The sequence below is a fragment of the Kitasatospora sp. NPDC059327 genome (assembly GCF_042752535.1).
Taxonomy (GTDB): domain Bacteria; phylum Actinomycetota; class Actinomycetes; order Streptomycetales; family Streptomycetaceae; genus Kitasatospora.
On the sequence record NZ_JBHYYB010000025.1, the window covers coordinates 13,306 to 35,722 of the forward strand.

2 protein-coding genes are annotated in these 22,417 nt (G+C 76.0%); both read left to right on the forward strand.

Going from position 1 to position 22,417, the window contains the following annotated elements:
• The first annotated feature begins 211 nt into the window (after positions 1–211).
• Positions 212–12,685 (forward strand): amino acid adenylation domain-containing protein, encoded by a 12,474-nt coding sequence (locus ACFXHB_RS17485; RefSeq protein ID WP_380575165.1) that lies wholly within the window; start codon positions 212–214, stop codon positions 12,683–12,685.
• Complete coding sequence (locus tag ACFXHB_RS17490) at positions 12,682–22,416, forward strand: amino acid adenylation domain-containing protein (protein WP_380575166.1); 9,735 nt, start codon at positions 12,682–12,684, stop codon at positions 22,414–22,416. The genes ACFXHB_RS17485 and ACFXHB_RS17490 overlap by 4 nt, the downstream gene beginning before the upstream one ends.
• The last annotated feature ends 1 nt before the right edge of the window (position 22,417 follow it).

Sequence of the window (22,417 nt, forward strand, 5' to 3'; positions counted from 1 at the left end):
CGCGAAAGCAGCACCCCCGCGACAGCAGCACCCCCGCAGGTCAGCACCCCCGCGCAGCAGCGCGCAGCCGCGGAGCACCCGCGGAGCACCCGCGTCGAGCGCCGAGCAGCACACCCACCAGCACCGCGCACCACCGAGCACCACAGCGCACCAACGAGCGCCCCGGACTGGCACCGTCGGCGGGGCCGCACCGAACCGGGAAGGGCCGACCATGCCTCAGGCGGGCACCAACACCACGCAGGTCGAGCCGGCCGCGGTCCAGGAATTGACGGCGGCACAGGCAGGCGTACTCGCCGCACAGCGGATCGACCCGGACAACCCGGCCTACAACGTCGGCCAGTACGTCGAGATCACCGGGCCGTTCGAGCCCGCGCTGCTGGAGCGGGCCCTGCGCCGCACCCTCGCCGAGGCCGACGCTCTGCACGTCCGGCTCGCCGAGCACGAGGGCCGCACCGTCCAGTCGCCCGGCGCCTTCGACGACGCGGCCTGGCAGCTGCCGCGGCTCGACACCAGCGCCGCCGCGGACCCGGTGGCCGCCGCCACCGCGCTCGTCCGGGCCCAGCTCGCCGCCCCGACGCCGCTGGAGGGCCCCGGGGCGGGCCCGCTGCACGGCGCCCTCCTGGTCCGGGTCGGCGAGGACCGGCACCTCTGGTTCCAGTGGTTCCACCACCTGGTCGTCGACGGGTACGGCGTCGCCCTCTTCACCCGCCGCGTCGCCGAGGTCTACACCGCGCTCGCCGCCACGACCGCCGTGCCGGACAGCCCGTTCCGCCCGCTCGCCGTCCTGGTGGAGGCCGAGCGCGAGTACCTCGCGAGCCCGGCCGCCGCCGAGGGCCGGGAGTACTGGAACACCCGCTTCGCGGACCGCCCCACCGTCGTCGGCCTCACCGAGGCGACCGCCCAGGCGGCGCCGGCGGCGCTCCAGTCCCGCGTCGAGCTGACCGCCGAGGACTCGGCCGCCGTCCTCGCCTCGGCCCGCGCGGCCCGCGCGACCTGGGCCGAGGCCGCCGTCTCCGGGCTCGCCGGCTACCTGCACCTGATGACCGGCGCGCCGGACGTCGTGCTCGGCATGCACTTCATGGCCCGCACCGCGCCCGGCACCCTGCGCGTACCCGGCATGGCCGTCAACATCCTGCCCGTCCGGATACCCGTCGGCGCCGCCGACAGCCACACCGACCTGATGCGCCGCTCGGCCGCCGAACTCACCGCGACCCGCCGCCACCAGCGCCACCGGGGCGAGGAGATCCGCCGCGACCTCGGACTCGTCGGCACCGACCACCGACTGCACGGGCCGCTGCTCAACATCAAGCCCTTCGACCTCGACCTCGACTTCGCCGGCAGCCCCGGACAGACCGTCACCCTGGCCTCCGGCCCGGTCGACGACCTCTCGCTGTCCGTGACCAAGACCCCGGACGACCGCCTGGTGCTGGAGTTCGGCGCCAACCCGGAGCTCTACACCCCGGCCGCGCTGGAACTGCACGCCCACCGCTGCGCGGCCCTGCTCACCCGGCTCGCCGCCGACCCGGACCGCCCGATCGGCGAGCAGCCGCTGCTCGCCGACGCCGAGCGCGCCGCCGTGCTGCACGACTGGAACGCCACCGTCCGGGAGGTCCGCGAGGGCACCCTGGTCAGCCGGATCGCCGAACGGGTCGCCGCCACGCCGCAGGCCCCCGCCGTCCTCTTCGAGGGCGAGACGCTCACCTACCGGGCGCTCGCCGAGCGCTCCGACGCCCTGGCCCGCTCGCTGGCCGCCGCCGGCGCCGGCCCGGACACCGTGGTCGCCGTCGCCGTGCCGCGCTCCGCCGAGCTGATGGTCGCCCTGCTGGGCGTCCTGAAGACCGGCGCCGCCTACCTGCCGCTGGACGCCGACTACCCGGCCGACCGGCTCGCCTACATGATCGAGGACGCCCGCCCGGTCCGCGTCGTCACCGTCCCCGGCCTGCTCGACCGACTGCCGGAGGCCGCGCGCGCCGCCGCCGTGCTGATCGGCCCCGGACAGGCCCCCGCCGGAGCCACCACGACCGCACTGCCGGCCGTCGACCCCGACTCCGCCGCCTACGTCATCTACACCTCCGGCTCCACCGGCCGCCCCAAGGGCGTCGTGGTGTCGCACCGCGCGATCGTCAACCGCCTCGCCTGGATGCAGCACGCCTACCGCCTCACCCCCGAGGACCGCGTGCTGCAGAAGACCCCGGCCAGCTTCGACGTCTCCGTCTGGGAGTTCTTCTGGGCGCTCTGCGAGGGCGCCGCCGTCGTGCCGGCCCGCCCCGAGGGCCACAAGGATCCGGCCTACCTCGCCGCCCTGATCGCCGAAGCCGGCGTCACCACCCTGCACTTCGTGCCGTCGATGCTCCGCGCCTTCCTGGAGGAGCCGACCGCCGCCGCCGGCTGCGGCGGGCTGCGCCGCGCGTTCTGCTCCGGCGAGGCACTGCCCGGCGACGTGGTCGAGCGCTGGTACGCCGCGCTGCCCGACGTCCCGCTGCACAACCTGTACGGGCCCACCGAGGCCGCCGTCGACGTCACCCACCACCGCACCGAGCCCGGCGCCGGCGTCGTCCCGATCGGACGCCCCGTCTGGAACACCCGCCTGTACGTGCTGGACGCCCGGCTGCGGCCGGTCCCGGTCGGCGTGCCCGGCGAGCTGTACCTGGCCGGCGTCCAGCTGGCCCGCGGCTACCTGGGCCGCCCCGGCCTGACCGCCGAGCGGTTCGTCGCCGACCCGTTCGCCGACGGCGAGCGGCTCTACCGCACCGGCGACCTGGTCCGCCGGGCCCCCGACGGCACCGTGGAGTACCTGGGCCGCACCGACGACCAGGTCAAGGTCCGCGGTTTCCGGATCGAACTCGGCGAGATCGAGGCCGCCCTGGAGGCGCTCCCCGAGGTCGCCCAGGCCGCGGTCACCGCCCGCGAGCTCAGCCCCGGCGGCGCCCGCCAGCTGGTCGGCTACGTCGCCCCCGTGCCGGCCGACCCGGAGACGCTGCGCGCCGCGCTCGCCGCCACGCTGCCCGAGCACATGGTGCCGGCCGTCCTGATCGGCCTCGACGCGCTGCCGCTGAGCCTCAACGGCAAGCTCGACCGCAAGGCGCTGCCCGCCCCCCGGCAGGCCGCCGACGGTGCCGCCCGGGCCCCGCGCACCGACGCCGAACGGATCCTCGCCGAACTCGTCGCCGAGGTCCTCGGCCTGGACACGGTCGGCGTCGACGACAACTTCTTCTCGCTCGGCGGCGACAGCATCTCCGCCATCCAGCTCGGCAGCCGCGCCCGCGGGGCCGGCCTCGCCCTCACCCCCCGGGTCGTCTTCGAACGGCGCACCGTGGCCCGGATCGCCGCCGTCGCCGAGCGGAGCGCCCCGGCGGCCCGCACGCCCGGCGTCGAGCGCACCGGCCCGCTGCCCGCCACCGCGATCAGCGCCTGGCTGCGGGAGCGCGGCGGCCCGGTCACCCGGTTCAGCCAGCACACCGTGGTCACCGTCCCGGCCGGTCTCGACCACACCCGCCTCGCCGCCGCCCTGGACACCCTGACCGACCACCACGACGCCCTGCGGCTGCGCCTGCACGTCGCCGCGGACGGCGCCTGGACCCAGGAGGTCCGGCCCATCGGCAGCGCCCCCGCCGCCGCCCGGCTGCGCCACCGCACCGTCGCTCCGCAGGAGCTGACCGCCGCCGCCGCGGCCGAGCGGGAGGCCGCCGTCGACGGGCTCGACCCCGAGCAGGGCGTCGTGCTGCGCGCCGTCCACCTGGACGCCGGCCCCGACACCCCGGGCCTGCTCGTCCTCGCCGCCCACCACCTGGCCGTCGACGGCGTCTCCTGGCGCATCCTGCTCCCGGACCTGCGCGCCGCCTACGAGGGCCGCCCGCTCGACCCGGTCGCCACCTCGCCGCGCGGCTGGGCCCTCGGCCTCGCCGAGGCGGCCACCGGCGACCCGGTCCGCGCCGAACTGCCCCGCTGGCAGGCCGTCCTGGCCGACGGCGCCGGCCCGCTGCTCGGTGACCGCCCGCTGGACCCCGCCCGCGACACCGCCGCCACCACCCGGCGGCTGCGCCTCACGCTGCCCGCCGCCCGCACCGCCCCGCTGCTCACCGCGGTGCCCGCCAGCCACCGGGCCGGGGTGGACCACACCCTGCTCGCCGGTCTCGCCCTCGCCCTGCTCGGCCGCCGCCGCGACCGACACGGTGCCGGTGCCCGCGCCGACCTGTTGCTGCGGCTGGAGGGCCACGGCCGCGAGGACCTGCTCGTCCCGGGCGCCGACACCACCCGCACCGTGGGCTGGCTGACCACCGAGTTCCCGGCCCGCCTCGACCTGGCCGGCCTCGACCTCGACGACGCGCTGGCCGGCGGCGCCGCCGCCGGGCGCGCCCTGGCACTGGTCAAGGAGCAGCTGCGCGCCCTGCCGAACGCCGGCGCCGGCTACGGCCTGCTCCGCTACCTGGACCCGGTCTCCGGCCCGGCCCTGGCCGACGCCGACCAGCCCCAGCTGCTCTTCAACTACCTCGGCCGCTTCACCGCGGACGGCGCCGACTGGACGCCCGCCCGCGCGGCCGGCGACGCCGTCGCCGCCGGAGCCGACCCGGAGCTGCCCGCCGCCCACGCCCTGGAGATCGGCGCGTTCGTCCACGACGGCCCCGCCGGCGCCGAACTCGCCGTCACCCTGTCCTGGCCGCACGGCGTCCTGACCGAGGAGGCCGTCCGCGACCTCGCCGAGCGCTGGTTCGCCGCGCTGGACGCCCTCGCCGCGTACGCCGACCGCCCCGGCGCCGGCGGGCTCACCCCCACCGACGTCCCGCTGGCCGCCGTCACCCAGCCGCTGCTGGACCGGATCGCCGCCGAGCACCCCGGCACCGTCGACGTACTGCCGCTCTCCCCGCTCCAGGAGGGCCTGCTCTTCCACGCCCTGTACCAGCGGGAGTCGGGCGCCGACGACCTCTACACCTCGCTCACCTCGCTCGACCTGCGCGGCCCGCTCGACCTCCCGGCCCTGCGCCGGGCGGTGGACGCCGTCGTCAACCGGCACTCCGCGCTGCGCTCCGGCTTCACCGCGATCGGCGAGCACCCGCTGCAGCTGGTCGCCGAAGCGGTCACGGTGCCCTGGACCGCGCACGACCTCACCGCGCTGCCCGCCGACCGGCAGGCCACCGGGATCGCCCGGATCGAGGACGAGGAGGCCTCCCGCCGGTTCGACCTCGCCCGGCCGCCACTGGTGCGCTGCGCCCTCGTCACCCTCGGCGCGGACCACCACCGCCTGGTGCTGACCCGCCACCACATCGTGATGGACGGCTGGTCCACCCCGGTCCTGCTGCGCGAGCTGGTCACCGCCTACGGCGACGGCGGAGCGGGCACCGCGCTGCCCGCCACCACCCCGTACGCGGACCACCTCGGCTGGCTGGCCGCCCGGGACGCCGGCGCCGACACGCTCGCCTGGCGCGAGGCGCTGACCGGCCTGGCGGCGCCCACCCTGCTGGCCGACACCCTGGGCCGCCCGGCCGGCGGACCGGCCGCCGCCGGCGCCGAGATCCACCTGCCGCTGTCCGCCGCGCTCGCGGCGGCGCTCACCGGCACCGCCCGCGCGCACGGACTGACCCTCAACACGATGGTGCAGGGCGCCTGGGCGATCCTGCTCGGCCGCCTCACCGGCCGCGCCGACGTGGTCTTCGGCGCCACGGTCTCCGGCCGCCCCGGCGACCTGCCCGGGGTGGAGTCCATGGTGGGCCTGTTCAGCAACACCGTGCCGGTCCGCTTCCGGCCCGAGGAGGACGAGCCCGCCGTCGAGGCGCTGACCCGCCTCCAGGCCCAGCAGTCCGCCCTGCTCGACCACCAGTACCTCGGACTGGCCGACATCCAGGCGCTCGCCGGGCACGGCACCCTGTTCGACACCCTGCTGGTCTTCGAGAACTACCCGGTCGACCCCGACCGGCTGACCGCCCGCGGCCTGCGGGTCGCCGGGATCGGCAACCGGGGCGCCACCCACTACCCGCTGACCGTCCTCACCCTCCCCGGCGAGGCACCGCAGCTCACCGTCGAGTACCGGGCCGACGTGTTCACCGCCGAACAGGCCGCCGCCGTCGGCGCCCGCCTGCTGCGACTGCTGGAGGCCGTCGCCACCGCGCCGCGGACGCCGGTCGGCGCGCTGGACATCCTGGACGGGCCGGAGCGCGACACGCTGCTGCGCGACTGGAACGCCACCGCCCGGGACGTCCCCGCCGGTACCGTCCTCGACGCCTTCGAGGCCCGGGTCGCCGCGACCCCCGACGAGACCGCCGTCGTCTTCGGCGACCAGCGCCTCAGCTACGCCGAGCTGGCCGGGCGGGTCGACCTGACCGCCCGCCACCTCGCCGCGCTCGGCGCCCGCCCGGGGCACGTGGTCGCGCTGGCCCTGCCCCGTTCGGCCGAGCTCGTGGCGGCCCTGCTGGGTGTGCTGAAGTCCGGCGCCGCCTACCTGCCGGTCGACCTCGACCACCCGGACGAGCGGATCACCCTGATGCTCGCCGACGCCGAACCGCTGGTCACCCTGACCACCGGGGAGGTCGCCCGCACCCGCCCCGCCCTCGCCGGCTACGGCCTGGGCACCCTGACCACCGACCGGCTCGGCGCGCTGGACGCCGACCCCGTCCGCCCCGACCCCGACGACCTGGCCTACGTCATCCACACCTCCGGCTCCACCGGCCGCCCCAAGGGCGTCCAGGTGCCGCACCGGGGCCTGGCCAACATGCTGGAGCACCACGGCGGGACGGTCTTCGCCCGGGCCGAGGAGGCCGCCGGCGGGCGCCGGCTGCGGGCCGCGCACACCGCCTCGTTCTCCTTCGACTCCTCCTGGGAGCAGCTGCTCTGGCTGATCCGCGGCCACGAACTGCACGTCTACGGCGAGGACCTGCGCCGTGACCCGCAGGCCCTGGCCGCCCGGCTGCTCGCCGACCGGATCGACACCCTGGACGTGACCCCGTCGTTCGGCCGCCAGCTGGTCGAATGGGGCCTGCTGGACTCCGCCGAGCACCGCCCGCTGCTCTTCCTGGTCGGCGGCGAGGCCGTCGACGACGCCCTGTGGACCCGGATCCGGGAGACCGAGGGCGTGCTCGGCCACAACTTCTACGGTCCGACCGAGTACACCGTCGACACCCTCGGCGCCGCCCTGGACGAGAGCCCCACCCCGTTCGTCGGCCGCCCGATCGGCAACACCCGGGTCTACGTGCTGGACGCCCGGCTGCGGCCCGTCCCGGCCGGCGTGCCCGGCGAGCTGTACATCGCGGGGCAGGGCCTGGCCCGCGGCTACGGCAACCGCCCGGGCCTGACCGCCGGCCGGTTCGTCGCCTGCCCGTTCGGCGACGGCGAGCGCATGTACCGCACCGGCGACGTGGTCCGGTGGCGCGCCGACGGCACGCTGGACTACCTGGGCCGCGACGACGACCAGGTGAAGATCCGCGGTTTCCGGGTCGAGCCGGGCGAGGTCGAGGCCGCGCTCGCCGCCCTGCCGGGCGTCGCCCGGGCCGCCGTGCTGGCCCGCTCCACCGCCACCGGCGTCAAGCGCCTGATCGGCTACGTCGTCCCGGCGCCCGGTACCGAGGCCGACCCGGCCGCGCTGCGCCGCGCACTGGCGGCGGAGCTGCCCGAGTACATGGTCCCGGCCGCGATCGCGGTGCTGCCGGTCCTGCCGCTGAACGTCAACGGCAAGCTCGACCGGCAGGCCCTGCCCGAACCGGAGGCCGGCGCCTTCGCGGCACCGGCCGGCCGTGCCCCGCGCGACGAGCGCGAGGCCGTCGTCTGCGGTGTCTTCGCCGATGTGCTCGGCCTGCCGGGGGCGGGAGTCGAGGACGACTTCTTCGACCTCGGCGGGCACTCCCTGCTCGCCACCCGGGTGGTCGGCCGGCTCCGCGCCGCCCTGCGGGTCGAGGTCGCCGTGCGGGACCTCTTCGAGAGCCGCACCCCCGCCGCCCTCGCCGCCCGGCTGGCCACCGCCGCCACCGACCGCCCCGCCCCGGCGGCCCGGCCGCGCCCCGAGCCGCTGCCGCTGTCCGCGGCCCAGGCCCGGCTCTGGTTCCTGTACCGGTTGGAGGGCCCCAGCACCGCGTACACCATCCCGTGCGCGCTGCGGATCGACGGCGCCGTCGACGCCGAGGCCCTGCGGGCCGCCTTCGGCGACGTGCTGGCCCGGCACGAGGCGCTGCGGACCGTCTTCCCCGACCGGGACGGCCGGCCCCACCAGCGCGTCCTGACCCCCGAGCAGGCCGGCGTGCCCTTCACCGCGGCGGAGGTCGCCGCGGGCCGCCTCGACGAGGCGGTGGCCGCCGCCGGCGCGTACGCCTTCGAGCTCGCCGAGGAGATCCCGGTCCGCGCCACCCTGCTCACCGCGGGGCCCGAGCGGTCGGTGCTGAGCGTGGCGCTGCACCACATCGCGGGTGACGAGTGGTCCGAGGGGGTGCTGCTGCGCGACCTCGACCACGCCTACGCCGCCCGCCTGGCCGGGACCGCGCCGGTCTTCGAGCCGCTGCCGCTGCAGTACGCCGACCACGCGCTCTGGCAGGCGGACCTGCTCGCCGACCCGGACGGCACCGCCGCCGCCCAGGCCCGCTACTGGACCGGGCGACTGGCCGCGCTGCCGGCCGAACTCGCCCTGCCCACCGACCGGCCGAGGCCCGCCGAGGCCACCGGCCGGGGCGGCGCGGTCCGGCTGCGGCTGCCCGACACCCTGCACCAGGCGCTGCGCGGCTACGCCCAGCGCACCGGCGCGACGCCGTTCATGGTCACCCAGGCGGCCGCCGCGCTGCTGCTCGGCGGGCTCGCCGGCACCACCGACGTGGCGCTCGGCACCCCGGTCGCCGGGCGCGCCGACGAGGTGCTGGAGCCGGTCGTGGGCTTCTTCGTCAACACCCTGGTGCTGCGGCACGACCTCGCCGGTGAGCCGACCTTCGACGAGCTGGTGGCCCGCTCCCGGGAGAGCGTGCTGGGCGCGCTCGCCCACCAGGACCTGCCGTTCGACCGGCTGGTCGAGATCGTCAACCCGGAGCGCTCGCTCGGCCGCCACCCGCTGTTCCAGGTGATGGTGCAGCACCGCAAGGAGGCCGGCGGCCTGGACCGCCTGCTGGGCGCCCGCACCGCGCTGCTGCCCGACCCGGTCCACGCGGCCCGCTTCGACCTGGCGTTCACCTTCGTGGAGTCCGCCGACGGCGACCACACCGACCTCACGGTCATCTACGCGAGCGACCTCTTCCACCGCTCCACCGGCCGGCTGTTCGGCTTCCGGCTGCTGCGGGTGCTGGAGCAGGCGCTGGCCGCGCCGGACCGCCCGGCCGCCCGGATCGAGCTGACCGGTGCCCAGGAGCGGCGCGGCCTCGCGGGGGAGTGGAACGCCACCGACCGCGAGGTGGCGCCGGGCACCCTGGTGACCCGGATCGCCGAGCGGGTCGCCGCCACGCCCGACGCCGTCGCCGTGGTCTTCGAGGGGACCGAACTCACCTACCGCGGCCTCGACGAGCGCGCCTCCCGGCTCGCCCGGGTGCTGGCCGGCCACGGCGCCGGCCCGGACCGGATCGTCGCGGTCGCCGTGCCCCGCTCGGCGGAGCTGATGGTCGCCCTGCTCGCGGTGCTCAAGTCCGGCGCCGCCTACCTGCCGCTGGACACCGAGTACCCGGCCGACCGGCTGGCCGCGATGGTCGAGGACGCCGCCCCGGTGTGCGTGCTCACCGTGCCCGGCGCGGCCGGTGCGCTGCCCGCCGTCCCCGGCGTGCCGGTGCTCGACGTCGACGCCGACGGGCCGCAGGCCGAGCCGGCCGCCCCGGAGCCGGACCACCCCGCCTACGTGATCTTCACCTCCGGCTCGACCGGCCGCCCCAAGGGCGTCCTCGTCCCCCACCGGGCGATCGTCAACCGGCTCGACTGGATGCGCGAGGTCTACAGCATCACCCCGCAGGACCGGATCCTGCAGAAGACCCCGGCCAGCTTCGACGTCTCGGTCTGGGAGTTCTTCCTGCCGCTGGTCAGCGGCGCCCGCGTGGTGCTGGCCGAACCCGGCGGTCACCGGGACCCGGCGTACCTGGCCGCCCTCGCCGCCGGCGCGGGCATCTCCACCGCGCACTTCGTGCCGTCCATGCTGACCGCCTTCACCGCGGTGGCCGAGTCCGACCGCACCGTCCGGGACCGCTTCGCCGGCGTGCGCCGGGTGTTCTGCTCCGGCGAGGCCCTGCCCCCCGCCGCGGTCGAGCGCTTCGCCGCCCTGTGGCCGCAGATCGAGCTGCACAACCTCTACGGGCCCACCGAGGCCGCCGTGGACGTCACCTACCACCGGGCCTGGGCCGGGTCCGGCGTCGTCCCGATCGGACGCCCCGTCTGGAACACCCGCCTGTACGTGCTGGACGCCCGGCTGCGGCCGGTCCCGGTCGGCGTGCCCGGCGAGCTGTACCTGGCCGGCGTCCAGCTGGCCCGCGGCTACCTGGGCCGCCCCGGCCTGACCGCCGGCCGGTTCGTCGCCGACCCGTTCGCCGCCGGTGTGGGGGTCCCCCCGGCCGAAGGCGGGGGGCGGATGTACCGCACCGGCGACCTGGTGCGCCGCCTCGTCGACGGCGAGGTGGAGTACCTCGGCCGCACCGACGACCAGGTGAAGATCCGCGGCTTCCGGATCGAACTCGGCGAGGTGGAGGCGGCGCTGGCCGCCGCGCCCGGCGTGGCCCAGGCGGCGGTCGTCGCCCGTGCCGTCACCGAGGGCGGGGCCCGCCAGCTGTTCGGCTACGTCGTCCCGCAGCCGGGCGCCTCGGTCGGCGGCGACGCCGTCCGCGCCGCGGTCGCCGCGACGCTGCCCGAGCACATGGTCCCGGCCGCCGTCACCGTGCTGGACGCGCTGCCGCTGAGCGTCAACGGCAAGCTCGACCGCAAGGCGCTGCCCGACCCGGCCCGCCGCGCCGTCGCCGCCCCGGCCACCGCCGGGCAGACCCCGGGCCGCTCGCTGGCCAGGGTCTTCGCCGAGGTGCTGGGCCTGCCCGAGGTCGGCGAGGAGGAGAACTTCTTCGCTCTCGGCGGCGACAGCATCGTCTCCATCCAACTGGTCAGCCGGGCCCGCGCGGCGGGTTTCCCGATCGCCGCCAAGGACGTCTTCCAGTACCCGACCCCGGCCGCGCTCGCCGCCGCCAAGGGGCTGGGCACGCCCGCCGCCCCGGCACCCGCCGGCCCGTCGGCCGTCACGCCGCCGGCCGACGGCGAACTGCCCGCCCTGCCGGTGGTGCACTGGCTGCGCGAGCGCGGCGGACCGATCGACCGGTTCAACCAGTCCGTGCTGCTGACCGTCCCGGCCGGGCTGCGGGAGCGGCCGCTGCGGGACGCGCTGGCCGCCCTCGCCGCCCGCCACCCGGCGCTGCGCCTGCGGCTGGACCGCACCGACGGGCTCTGGACCCAGGAGGTCCTGGCCGCCGACCGGGCCCCGGCCCTGACCGACCCGCACACCCTGCGCCGGGTCGACGCCCGGGACGCGGGCCCCGAGGAGCGGGCCGCCCTGCTCGCCCGCGAGGCCGACGCCGCCGCGGCGGAGCTCGACCCCGGAACCGGCCGGGTACTGCGCGCCGTCTGGTTCGACGCCGGCCCGGACACCGACGGCCGACTGCTGCTGACCGTCCACCACCTCGCCGTCGACGGCGTCTCCTGGCGGACCCTGCTGCCCGGCCTGCGCACCGCCTACGAGGCGCTGGCGGCCGGCGGCCGGCCCGCCCTCGAACCCGAGGCACACAGCCTGCGCGCCTGGTCCGAGCGGCTCCTCGCGCACGCCCACGAGCGCGGCCGGATCGCCGAGGCCCGGCAGTGGCGGGACGCCCTCGACGGCCCGGCCGGCCCGCTCGGCACCCTCGCCGCCGACCCGGCCCGGGACACCGTCGCCACCCTGCGCACGCTGCGCCGCACCCTGCCCGCCGACCGCACCGAGCCCCTGCTGACCGTCCTCCCGCAGTCGTTCGGCGCCGGCGTGGACGACGTGCTGCTGGCCGGCCTCGCCCTCGGCGTGGCCGCGGCCCGCCCGGGCACCGCGCCGGCCGTCCGGATCGACCTGGAGGGCCACGGCCGGGGCGGCAGCGAGTCCGCCGGGCTCACCCCCGACCTCGCCCGCACCGTCGGCTGGTTCACCACCGTGTACCCCGTCCGGCTCGACCTCACCGGGCTGGACCCGGCCGAGGCGATGACCGGCGGCGAGACCGCCGGACAGGCGCTCAAGCAGGTCAAGGAGCAGCTGCGGGCCGCCCCCGACCGGGGCCTGGGCTTCGGCCTGCTGCGCCACCTCAACGCGCAGACCGCGCCGCTGCTGGCCGCGGTGCCCCGCTCCGAGGTGCTGTTCAACTACCGCGGCCGGACCGACAACGGCGCCGGACCGCAGGGCGGCTGGCCGTTCGCCCCGCAGGACGAGCGCACCGCGGTGACCGCCGCGGCCGGGCCCGACCCGCTGATGGCGGCCGGCTACCCGCTGGAGATCGACGCGGTCGTCGCCACCGGCCCGGACGGCCGCCCGGAGCTGGCCGTCGAGTGGAGCTGGCCGGGCGCGCTGCTCGGCGAGGACGAGGTGGCGGCGCTGGCCGACTCCTGGTTCGCCGCGCTCGACGCCCTCGCCCGGCACGCCGCCGGCGGCGACGCGGGCGGGGTGACCCCGTCCGACCTCGACCTCGTCCGGCTCAAGCAGACCCAGATCGACAAGTTGGAGTCGCGGCTGCGCAGGCGCCGCCGATGAACCGCGAACCCGGCCCCGAGACCACCGACCGCCACCCCACCCCCAGGACCGAGAACCCCGTGATGAACGACGCCACCGCACCGATCGACGACTCCCAGGCCCAGGCCCCGGCCGCGTCGGCCCTGGAGGACGTCTACCCGCTCTCCTCCCTCCAGGAGGGGCTGCTCTTCCACGCGCTCTACGACGACGAGGCACGCGACGTCTACGTCGTGCAGTCGCACCTCGACCTGGCCGGCCCGGTCGACGGCGACCGGCTGGCCGCCGCCGTCGACGCGCTGCTCGTGCGGCACGCCAACCTGCGGGCCGGGTTCTGGTACGAGGACCCGGAGGCGGTCGTCCAGTTCGTCCAGCGGGAGGTGGAGACCCCGCTGCGGGAGGTCGACCTGACCGCCCTGGCCGGCCCGGACCAGGACGGCGCGGTCCTGGCCGCGATGGACCAGGACTGGCACCATCGGTTCGAGCTGGACGCCCCGCCGCTGCTGCGGCTGGCCCTGCTGCGGCTGGGCGCGGACCGCTCCCGGCTCGTCATCACCTGCCACCACCTGCTGCTCGACGGCTGGTCCATGCCGATCCTGGTCCGCGAGCTGCTGGCGCTCTACGGATCGGCCGGCGACCTCGCCGCGCTGCCCGCCGTGCGCCCCTACAAGGACCACCTGGCGCTGCTCGCCACCCGCGACACCGCCGCCGCCGAGGCCGCCTGGGGCGCGGCGCTGGCCGGCTTCACCCAGACCCACCCGGTCGCCCCCGGCGCCGGCGTCGCCACCGCCGTCGAACCGGCCGTGATCACCCTGCACGCCGAGCCCGAGCTGTCCGCCGCCGTCGCCGAGGCCGCCCGCGGCCGGGGCCTGACCCTCGGCAACCTCGCCCACACCCTGTGGGCCGTCCTGCTCGGCTCGCTCACCGGCACCGCCGACGTGGTCTTCGGCACCACCGTCTCCGGCCGCCCGGACGACCTGCCCGGCGCCGACACCATGGTCGGTCTCTTCATCAACACGGTGCCGGTGCGGGTGCGGCTCGCCCCCGGCGCCACCCTGGCCGGCGCCGCCGCGACCGTCCAGCGCGAGCAGGCCGAGCTGATCGCCCACCAGCACCTCGGCCTCGGCGCCGTCCAGCGGCTGGCCGAGGTCGACGGCGCCCTGTTCGACACCCTGCTCGTGGTGGAGAACTACCAGGGCGGCGGCGACGCGCTCCGCGACAGCCTCGGCACCGTCGAGGGCCTGGCCGTCACCGCGCTCGGCGCCCGCGACGCCACCCACTACCCGCTGGGCCTGACCGTGCTGCCCGGCGAGCGGCTGCGCCTGGAGCTGGAGTACCGGCCCGAGCTGTTCACCGAGACCGAGGCCAGCCGGATCGCCGACCGGTTCCTGCGCCTGCTGGCCGCCTTCGCGGCCGACCCCGAGACCCCGCTGGCCCGGCTGGACCTGCTCGACGCCGCCGAGCGCGCCGCGCTGCCCGCCACCGTCTCCGGCGCCGGGCACAGCGTCCCGGACGCCACCGCCGCCGACCTCTTCGCCGCGCAGGCCGCCCGCACCCCGGACACCCGGGCGCTGGTCGGCCCCGGCCTGACCGGCGGCCCGGCGCCCGTCCAGCTGTCCTTCGCCGAACTCGACGACGCCGCCGACCGGCTGGCCCGGCTGCTGCGCGCCCACGGCCTGGGTGCCGACGACATCGCCGCCCTCGCGCTGCCCCGCTCCGCCGAGTCGGTCACCGCCCTGCTCGCCGTCCTGCGCGCCGGCGCCGCCTACCTGCCGATCGACCTCGACCACCCGGACGAGCGGCTCGCCCTGCTGCTGGAGGACGCCCGCCCCGCCGTCGTCCTGACCACCGCCCAGGTCGCCGCCCGGCTGCCCGAGGTGCCCGGCGCCGCCGTGCTGCTGCTGGACGACCCGGCGACCGCCGCCCGCCTCGCCGCGCTGCCCGCCGGAGCGCTCACCGACGCCGAACGCGGCGGGCCCGTCCACCCCGACGCCGCCGCGTACGTCATCCACACCTCCGGCTCCACCGGCCGCCCCAAGGGCGTGGTGATCCCGCACCGCGGCCTCGGCAACCTGATCCACGACCACCTGGCCACCACCTTCGCCGACGCGCTGCGCGCCACCGGCCGGGCCCGGCTGCGCGCGCTGCACACCGCCTCGTTCTCCTTCGACTCCTCCTGGGAGCAGCTGATCTGGCTGATCGGCGGCCACGAGCTGCACGTCCTCGGCGAGGACGACCGCCGGGACGCCGAGGCGGTGGTCGGCTACACCCGCGCCCACCGCGTCGACGCCCTGGACGTCACCCCGTCCTACGCCCAGCAGCTGCTCGACAGCGGTCTGCTGGCCGGCGAGCACCGCCCCGGCGTGCTGCTGCTCGGCGGCGAGGCCCTGCCCGAGCCGCTCTGGACCAGGCTGCGCGCGGAAGCGGGCGTCACCGCCGTCAACTACTACGGCCCGACCGAGTTCACCGTCGACGCCCTGGTCGCCGACCTCGCGGACAGCGCCGGCCCGGTCATCGGCCGCCCGCTGCGCGGGACCCGCGCCCATGTGCTGGACGGCCTGCTGCGGCCGGTCCCGGCCGGGGTGCCCGGTGAGCTGTACCTGGCCGGCGCGCAGCTGGCCCGCGGCTACCTGGACCGCCCCGGTCTGACCGCCGGCCGGTTCGTCGCCGACCCGTTCGCCGCCGGTGAGCGCATGTACCGCACCGGTGACCTGGTGCGCCGCCGCGCCGACGGCGAGGTGGAGTACCTCGGCCGCACCGACGACCAGGTGAAGATCCGCGGCTACCGGATCGAACTCGGCGAGATCGAGGCCGCCCTGGCCGAGCAGCCGGGCGTCGCCCAGGCCGCCGTGCTGGTCCGCCCCGGCGCCGTCCGCCGCATCGTCGCCTACGTCGTCCCCGCCCGGGACGCCCGGATCGACGCCGAGGAGCTGCACCACTCGCTCGGCGCCCGGCTGCCCGGGTACATGGTGCCGTCCGCCTTCGCGGTGCTGGAGGCGCTGCCGCTGACCGTCAACGGCAAGCTCGACCGGGCCGCGCTGCCCGACGAGGCGCTCGCCTACACCGGCCTGGCGGCCGGCCGGGAGGCCGAGTCCGAGACCGAGCAGCTGCTCTGCGACCTGTACGCCGAGGTGCTCGGCCTGCCGCGGGCCGGCGTCGAGGACGACTTCTTCCGCCTCGGCGGCGACAGCATCTCCTCGATCCGGCTGATCGGCGCCGCCCGCGCGGAGGGCCTCTCGCTCAGCCCGCGCGACGTGTTCGAGCGGCGCACCCCGGCCGCCCTGGCCGAGCTGGCCGACCGTCGCGAGGCGGCCGGCGCCGCCCCCGAGCTGCCCGAGCTGCCCCCGGTGGCCGCGGCCGAACTGGCCCTCGTCCGAGCCGCCGTGCCCAAGCTGGAGATCGAGGACGTCTGGCCGGTTTCCCCGCTCCAGGAGGGCCTGCTGTTCGAGGCGGGCTACGACGAGCAGGCGCTGGACGTCTACACCTCGCGCGACGTGCTCTCGCTGACCGCCCGGATCCCGCTGGAGGTGCTTCGCGGCGCGGTGGCCGCCGTGCTGGAGAGCCACCCCAACCTGCGGGCCGGCTTCCTCCAGGACGGCCTGGAGCGCCCGCTGCAGTTCCTGCCGAGCGCCGTCGACGTGCCGCTCACCGAGATCGACCTGTCGGCCCTCGGCGCGGACGACTTCGAGGCCGAACTGGGTCGGCTCAAGGAGCGCGAGGCGTTCACCCGCTTCGACCTCACCGCGCCGCCGCTGCTGCGGCTGGTCTCGGTGCTCGCCCCCGACGGCGGCCAGCGCGTCCTGATCACCAACCACGCGCTGCTCTGGGACGGCTGGTCCTCCGGCCTGTTCCTCCAGGAGGTGCTGACCCGGTGCGCCGGTGAGCGGCCGCCGGCCGCCGGCCTGCCCTACCGGGACTTCCTGCGGTGGCTGGCCGGCCAGGACCAGGAGGCCGGCCGGGAGGCCTGGCGCTCCTCGCTGGCGGGCCTGGCCGAGCCGACGCTGCTCGCCCCGCAGGCCCGCGAGCGGGCCGCGCTGCTGCCGGAGGAGGTCGTCGTGGACGCCCCCGCCGGGCTGGGCGAGCGGCTGGCCGGCTTCGCCCGGGAGCACGGCCTGACCCTCAACACCGTGCTCTCCGGCGCCTGGGGCCTGCTGCTGGCCGGCCTGACGGCCCGCGAGGACGTGGTGTTCGGTGCCACCGTCTCCGGCCGCCCGGCCGAGCTGCCCGGGATCGACGCCACCATCGGCATGTTCCTCAACACGGTGCCGGTCCGGGTCCGCCTGGACGGCGAGGAGGGCGTCGCCGCCTTCCTCACCCGCCTCCAGGGCGAGCAGAGCGCCCTGCTGGCGCACCACCAGACCGGGCTGGGCGAGATCCAGCGCGGCACCGGCTTCGGCCGGCTGTTCGACACCCTCCAGGTCCTGCGCAACACCCCGGCCGACGAGGGCCTGCGGGACCGTCTGCGCGAGCGCCTGGGCCTGCGGCAGGTGACGGACGTCGACGCGACGCACTTCCCGCTGATCTTCATCACCAACCCCGGCGAGCACCTCACCTTCGAGTGGAAGTACCGCCCGGACGTCTTCGAGCGCTCCGTCGTCGAGGAGCACGCCGAGCGGCTGCTCGCCCTGCTGGACCAGATCCTGGACCGGCCCGACCGTCCCGTCCGCACGCTCGACGTGTTGACGGTGCGGGAGCGTGGGTTGGTGTTGGGGGAGTGGGCGGCGACGGGTCGTGGGTTGCCGGGGTCGACGGTGGCGGATCTGTTGGCGGAGCGTGCGGCGTTGGTGCCGGGCGAGACGGCGTTGGTGTTCGGTGGGGTGTCGTGGTCGTACGCGGAGTTGGACGCGCGGGTGAACCGGTTGGCGCGGCTGTTCGTGGCGCGGGGTGCGGGGCCGGAGAAGGTGGTGGCGTTGGGGCTGCCGCGTTCGTTGGAGATGGTGGCGGCGCTGTTCGCGGTGTTGCGTACGGGTGCGGCGTACCTGCCGTTGGAGCTGGACTACCCGGTGGACCGGCTGGCGTTCATGGTCGAGGACACCGCCCCGGTCTGCCTGGTCACCGACTCCACGGCCGCCGCGAAGATGCCCGCGTTCCCGGACGTGCTGCTGCTGGACTCGCCCGAGGTGGTGGCCGAGCTGGCGGTGCTGCCGGACGCCCCGTTGGGGGTGGTGGTGGACCAGGACAGTCCGGCGTACGTGATCTTCACCTCGGGTTCGACGGGCCGGCCCAAGGGTGTGGTGACGCCGTACCGTGGTCTGACGAACATGCAGTTGAACCACCGTGAGGCGATCTTCGACCCGGTGGTGGAGTCCGCGGGCGGCCGTCGGCTGCGGATCGCGCACACCGTCTCGTTCTCCTTCGACATGTCGTGGGAGGAACTGCTCTGGCTGGTCGAGGGCCACGAGGTCCACGTCCTCGGTGAGGACGACCGCCGCGACGCCCAGGGCCTGGCGGACTACCTGGACGTGCACGAGATCGACGTCATCAACGTGACGCCGTCCTACGCCCAGGCCCTGGTGGAGTCCGGTCTGCTGGACGAGGGGCGGCACCGTCCGGTGCTGGTGCTGCTGGGTGGTGAGGCGGTGGCGGAGACGCTGTGGTCGCGGTTGCGGGAGACGCCGGGGGTGATGGGGTACAACCTGTACGGGCCGACCGAGTACACCATCAACACGTTGGGTGGTGGCACGCTGGACTCGGCGACGGCGACGGTGGGCCGGCCGATCTGGAACACCCGGGCGCATGTGCTGGACGCGTATCTGCGGCCGGTGCCGGTGGGTGTGGCGGGTGAGCTGTACGTGTCGGGTGTGGGTCTGGCGCGGGGTTACCTGAACCGGGCGGGGTTGACGGCGGAGCGGTTCGTCGCGGATCCGTTCGGTGAGCCGGGTGCGCGGATGTACCGCACAGGTGATGTGGTGCGTTGGCGTCAGGACGGTCTGCTGGACTTCCTGGGCCGGGCGGACGACCAGGTGAAGATCCGGGGGTACCGGGTGGAGCCCGGTGAGATCGAGGACGCCGTCGCGCTCGATCCGTCGGTCGCGCAGGCCGCGGTGGTGGTCCGTGAGGACACCCCGGGCGTCAAGCGCCTGGTCGCCTACCTCGTCCCCGCCGCGACGGCCGTGGACCTCGCCGCCGTCCGCAACGAACTCGCCGCCCGGCTGCCCGAGTACATGGTGCCCTCGGCGTTCGTGCTGCTCGACGCGCTGCCGCTGACCGTCAACGGCAAGCTCGACCGCAAGGCCCTCCCCGCCCCCGCCAGCACCGGTACCGGCACCGGCCGCGCCCCGCGCGACGCCCGCGAGGAGATCCTCTGCGGGGCCTTCGCCGAGGTGCTCGGCCTCACCGAGGTCGGCCCCGAGGACCACTTCTTCGACCTCGGCGGCCACTCCCTGCTGGCCACCCGGCTGATCAGCCGGATCCGCGCGCTGCCCGGCGGCGCCGGGCTGACCGTCCGGGACCTCTTCGAGGCCCCCACCCCGGCCGGGCTGGCCCACCGGGCCGGCGCCGCCGACGACCCGCGCCCCGCCCTGGGCCGCCGCGAGCGCCCGGCCGACCTGCCGCTCTCGCACGCCCAGCGCCGGATGTGGTTCCTGCAGAACCTGGACGGCTCCGGGGCCACCTACAACGTGCCCCTGGTCGTCCGGGTCAGCGGCCCGCTCGACCGGGCCGCCCTGGGGGCGGCCGTCCGCTCGGTGACCCAGCGCCACGAGAGCCTGCGCACCGTCTTCACCGAGCGTGACGGCGACGTCCACCAGCGGATCCTGGACGCGCCGGCCGCCGAGGCCGCCGTCCACGTGGTGCGGTCCTCGCCCGCGACCCTGGACGCCGACGTCGAGGCCGCGGTGCGCCACGGCTTCGACCTCTCCGCCGAACTGCCGCTGCGCGTCAGCCTGCTGGAGCTCGCCCCGGAGGACCACGTGGTGGTGGTGCTGTTCCACCACATCGCGGGTGACGAGTGGTCGATGCTCCCCTTCGTCGAGGACCTCACCACCGCCTACACGGCGCACACCGACGGCCGCACCCCCAGCTGGGCGCCGCTGCCGGTCCAGTACGCCGACTACACCCTGTGGCAGCAGGAGCTGCTCGGCTCGGCCGAGGACGAGCGGAGCCTGCACACCCGGCAGGCCGGCTACTGGAAGCAGGCGCTCGCCGGGCTGCCGGAGGAGCTCCCGCTGCCGACCGACCACCCGCGCAGGCCGGTGGCGGCCCATCGCGGCGACACCGTGCGCGGACAGGTCCCCCCGGCGGTCTACCGCGGCCTGCGCGAGGCGGCCCGGGCCACCGGCACCACCACCTTCATGGTGCTCCAGGCGGCCGTGGCCACCCTGCTGCACCGCCTGGGCGCCGGCACGGACATCCCCCTCGGCGCACCCGTCGCCGGGCGGTCCGACAGCGCGCTCGACGGACTGGTCGGCTTCTTCGTCAACACCCTGGTACTGCGCAACGACCTGGCCGGCGACCCGACCTTCGCCGAGCTGCTGGCCCGTACCCGGGACACCGACCTGGCGGCCTTCGCCCACCAGGACCTGCCCTTCGACCGCCTGGTCGAGGCGGTCAACCCGCCGCGCGTGCCCGGCCGGCACCCGCTGTTCCAGGTGATGCTCGGCTACCAGCACAACGACGGCCAGGCCGGGCGCCTGCTCGGCCTGGAGAGCCGGATCCTGCCCTTCGAGCTGGGCGCCGCCAAGTTCGAACTCGACTTCAACTTCGAGGAGACCTCCGCCGCGGAGGAGATCGACATCGCCTTCGAGTACGCGGCCGACCTCTACGACCGCACCACCGCCGAGGCGTTGGTCGAGCGGCTGCTCGCCCTGCTGGAGCAGGTCGCGGCCGACCCGCACCGCCGGATCGGCGCCCTGGACGTGTTGACGGTGCGGGAGCGTGGGTTGGTGTTGGGGGAGTGGGCGGCGACGGGTCGTGGGTTGCCGGGGTCGACGGTGGCGGATCTGTTGGCGGAGCGTGCGGCGTTGGTGCCGGGCGAGACGGCGTTGGTGTTCGGTGGGGTGTCGTGGTCGTACGCGGAGTTGGACGCGCGGGTGAACCGGTTGGCGCGTCTGTTCGTGGCGCGGGGGGCGGGGCCGGAGAAGGTGGTGGCGTTGGGGCTGCCGCGTTCGTTGGAGATGGTGGCGGCGCTGTTCGCGGTGTTGCGTACGGGTGCGGCGTACCTGCCGTTGGAGCTGGACTACCCGGTGGACCGGCTGGCGTTCATGGTGGAGGACACCGCCCCGGTCTGCCTGGTGACGGACTCGACCGCGATCGCCCGGATGCCGGAGGCCGCCGGGGTGGTGAAGGTCCTGCTGGACTCGCCCGAGGTGGTGGCGGAGTTGTCGGTGCTGCCGGACGCCCCGTTGGGGGTGGTGGTGGACCAGGACAGTCCGGCGTATGTGATCTTCACCTCGGGTTCGACGGGCCGGCCGAAGGGTGTGGTCACGCCGTACCGGGGTCTGACGAACATGCAGTTGAACCACCGTGAGGCGATCTTCGACCCGGTGGTGGAGTCCGCGGGCGGCCGTCGGCTGCGGATCGCGCACACGGTCTCGTTCTCCTTCGACATGTCGTGGGAGGAACTGCTCTGGCTGGTCGAGGGCCACGAGGTCCACGTGATGGACGAGGCGCTGCGCCGCGACGCCGAGGCGCTCTCCGCCTACTGCGCCGACTACGCCATCGACGTCATCAACGTCACCCCGTCCTACGCCCAGGCCCTGGTGGAGTCCGGCCTGTTGGACGAGGGGCGGCACCGTCCGGTGCTGGTGCTGCTGGGTGGTGAGGCGGTGGCGGAGACGCTGTGGTCGCGGTTGCGCGAGACGCCGGGGGTGATGGGGTACAACCTGTACGGGCCGACCGAGTACACCATCAACACGTTGGGTGGTGGCACGCTGGACTCGGCGACGGCGACGGTGGGCCGGCCGATCTGGAACACCCGGGCGCATGTGCTGGACGCGTATCTGCGGCCGGTGCCGGTGGGTGTGGCGGGTGAGCTGTACGTCTCGGGTGTGGGTCTGGCGCGGGGTTACCTGAACCGGGCGGGGTTGACGGCGGAGCGGTTCGTCGCGGATCCGTTCGGTGAGCCGGGTGCGCGGATGTACCGCACGGGTGATGTGGTGCGTTGGCGTCAGGACGGTCTGCTGGACTTCCTGGGCCGGGCGGACGACCAGGTGAAGATCCGGGGGTACCGGGTGGAGCCCGGTGAGATCGAGGACGCCGTCGCGCTCGATCCGTCGGTCGCGCAGGCCGCGGTGGTGGTCCGTGAGGACACCCCGGGCGTCAAGCGCCTGGTCGCCTACCTGGTGCCGGGTGAGGGTACCCTTATCGAGGTCGCCGCGGTCCGGCGTATGCTGGCCGCCCGGCTGCCCGAGTACATGGTGCCCTCGGCGTTCGTGGTGCTCACCGAGCTTCCGCTGACCGTCAACGGCAAGCTCGACCGCAAGGCCCTCCCCGCCCCCAGCGCCACCGACTTCACCGCGGCGGGACCGCTGCGCGGACCGAGGTACCCGAGCGAGCAGGCCGTGCACGCGGCGTTCAGCGACGTGCTGGGCCTGCCCGCGCTCGGGATCGACGAGAACTTCTTCGACCTCGGCGGCCACTCGCTGCTCGCGCTGTCGCTGCTCCAGCGGATCCGGGCGGAGTTCTCCGGCGAGTTCGGCCTGGCCGACCTGCTGGCCCGGCCGACCGTGGCGGCGCTCGCCGAGTTCCTCGTCGACCGCCTCGTCCGGACCTCGCTCGGCGAGGAGCCCGCGAGCACGCCGGCCTGTTCCGGCTGAC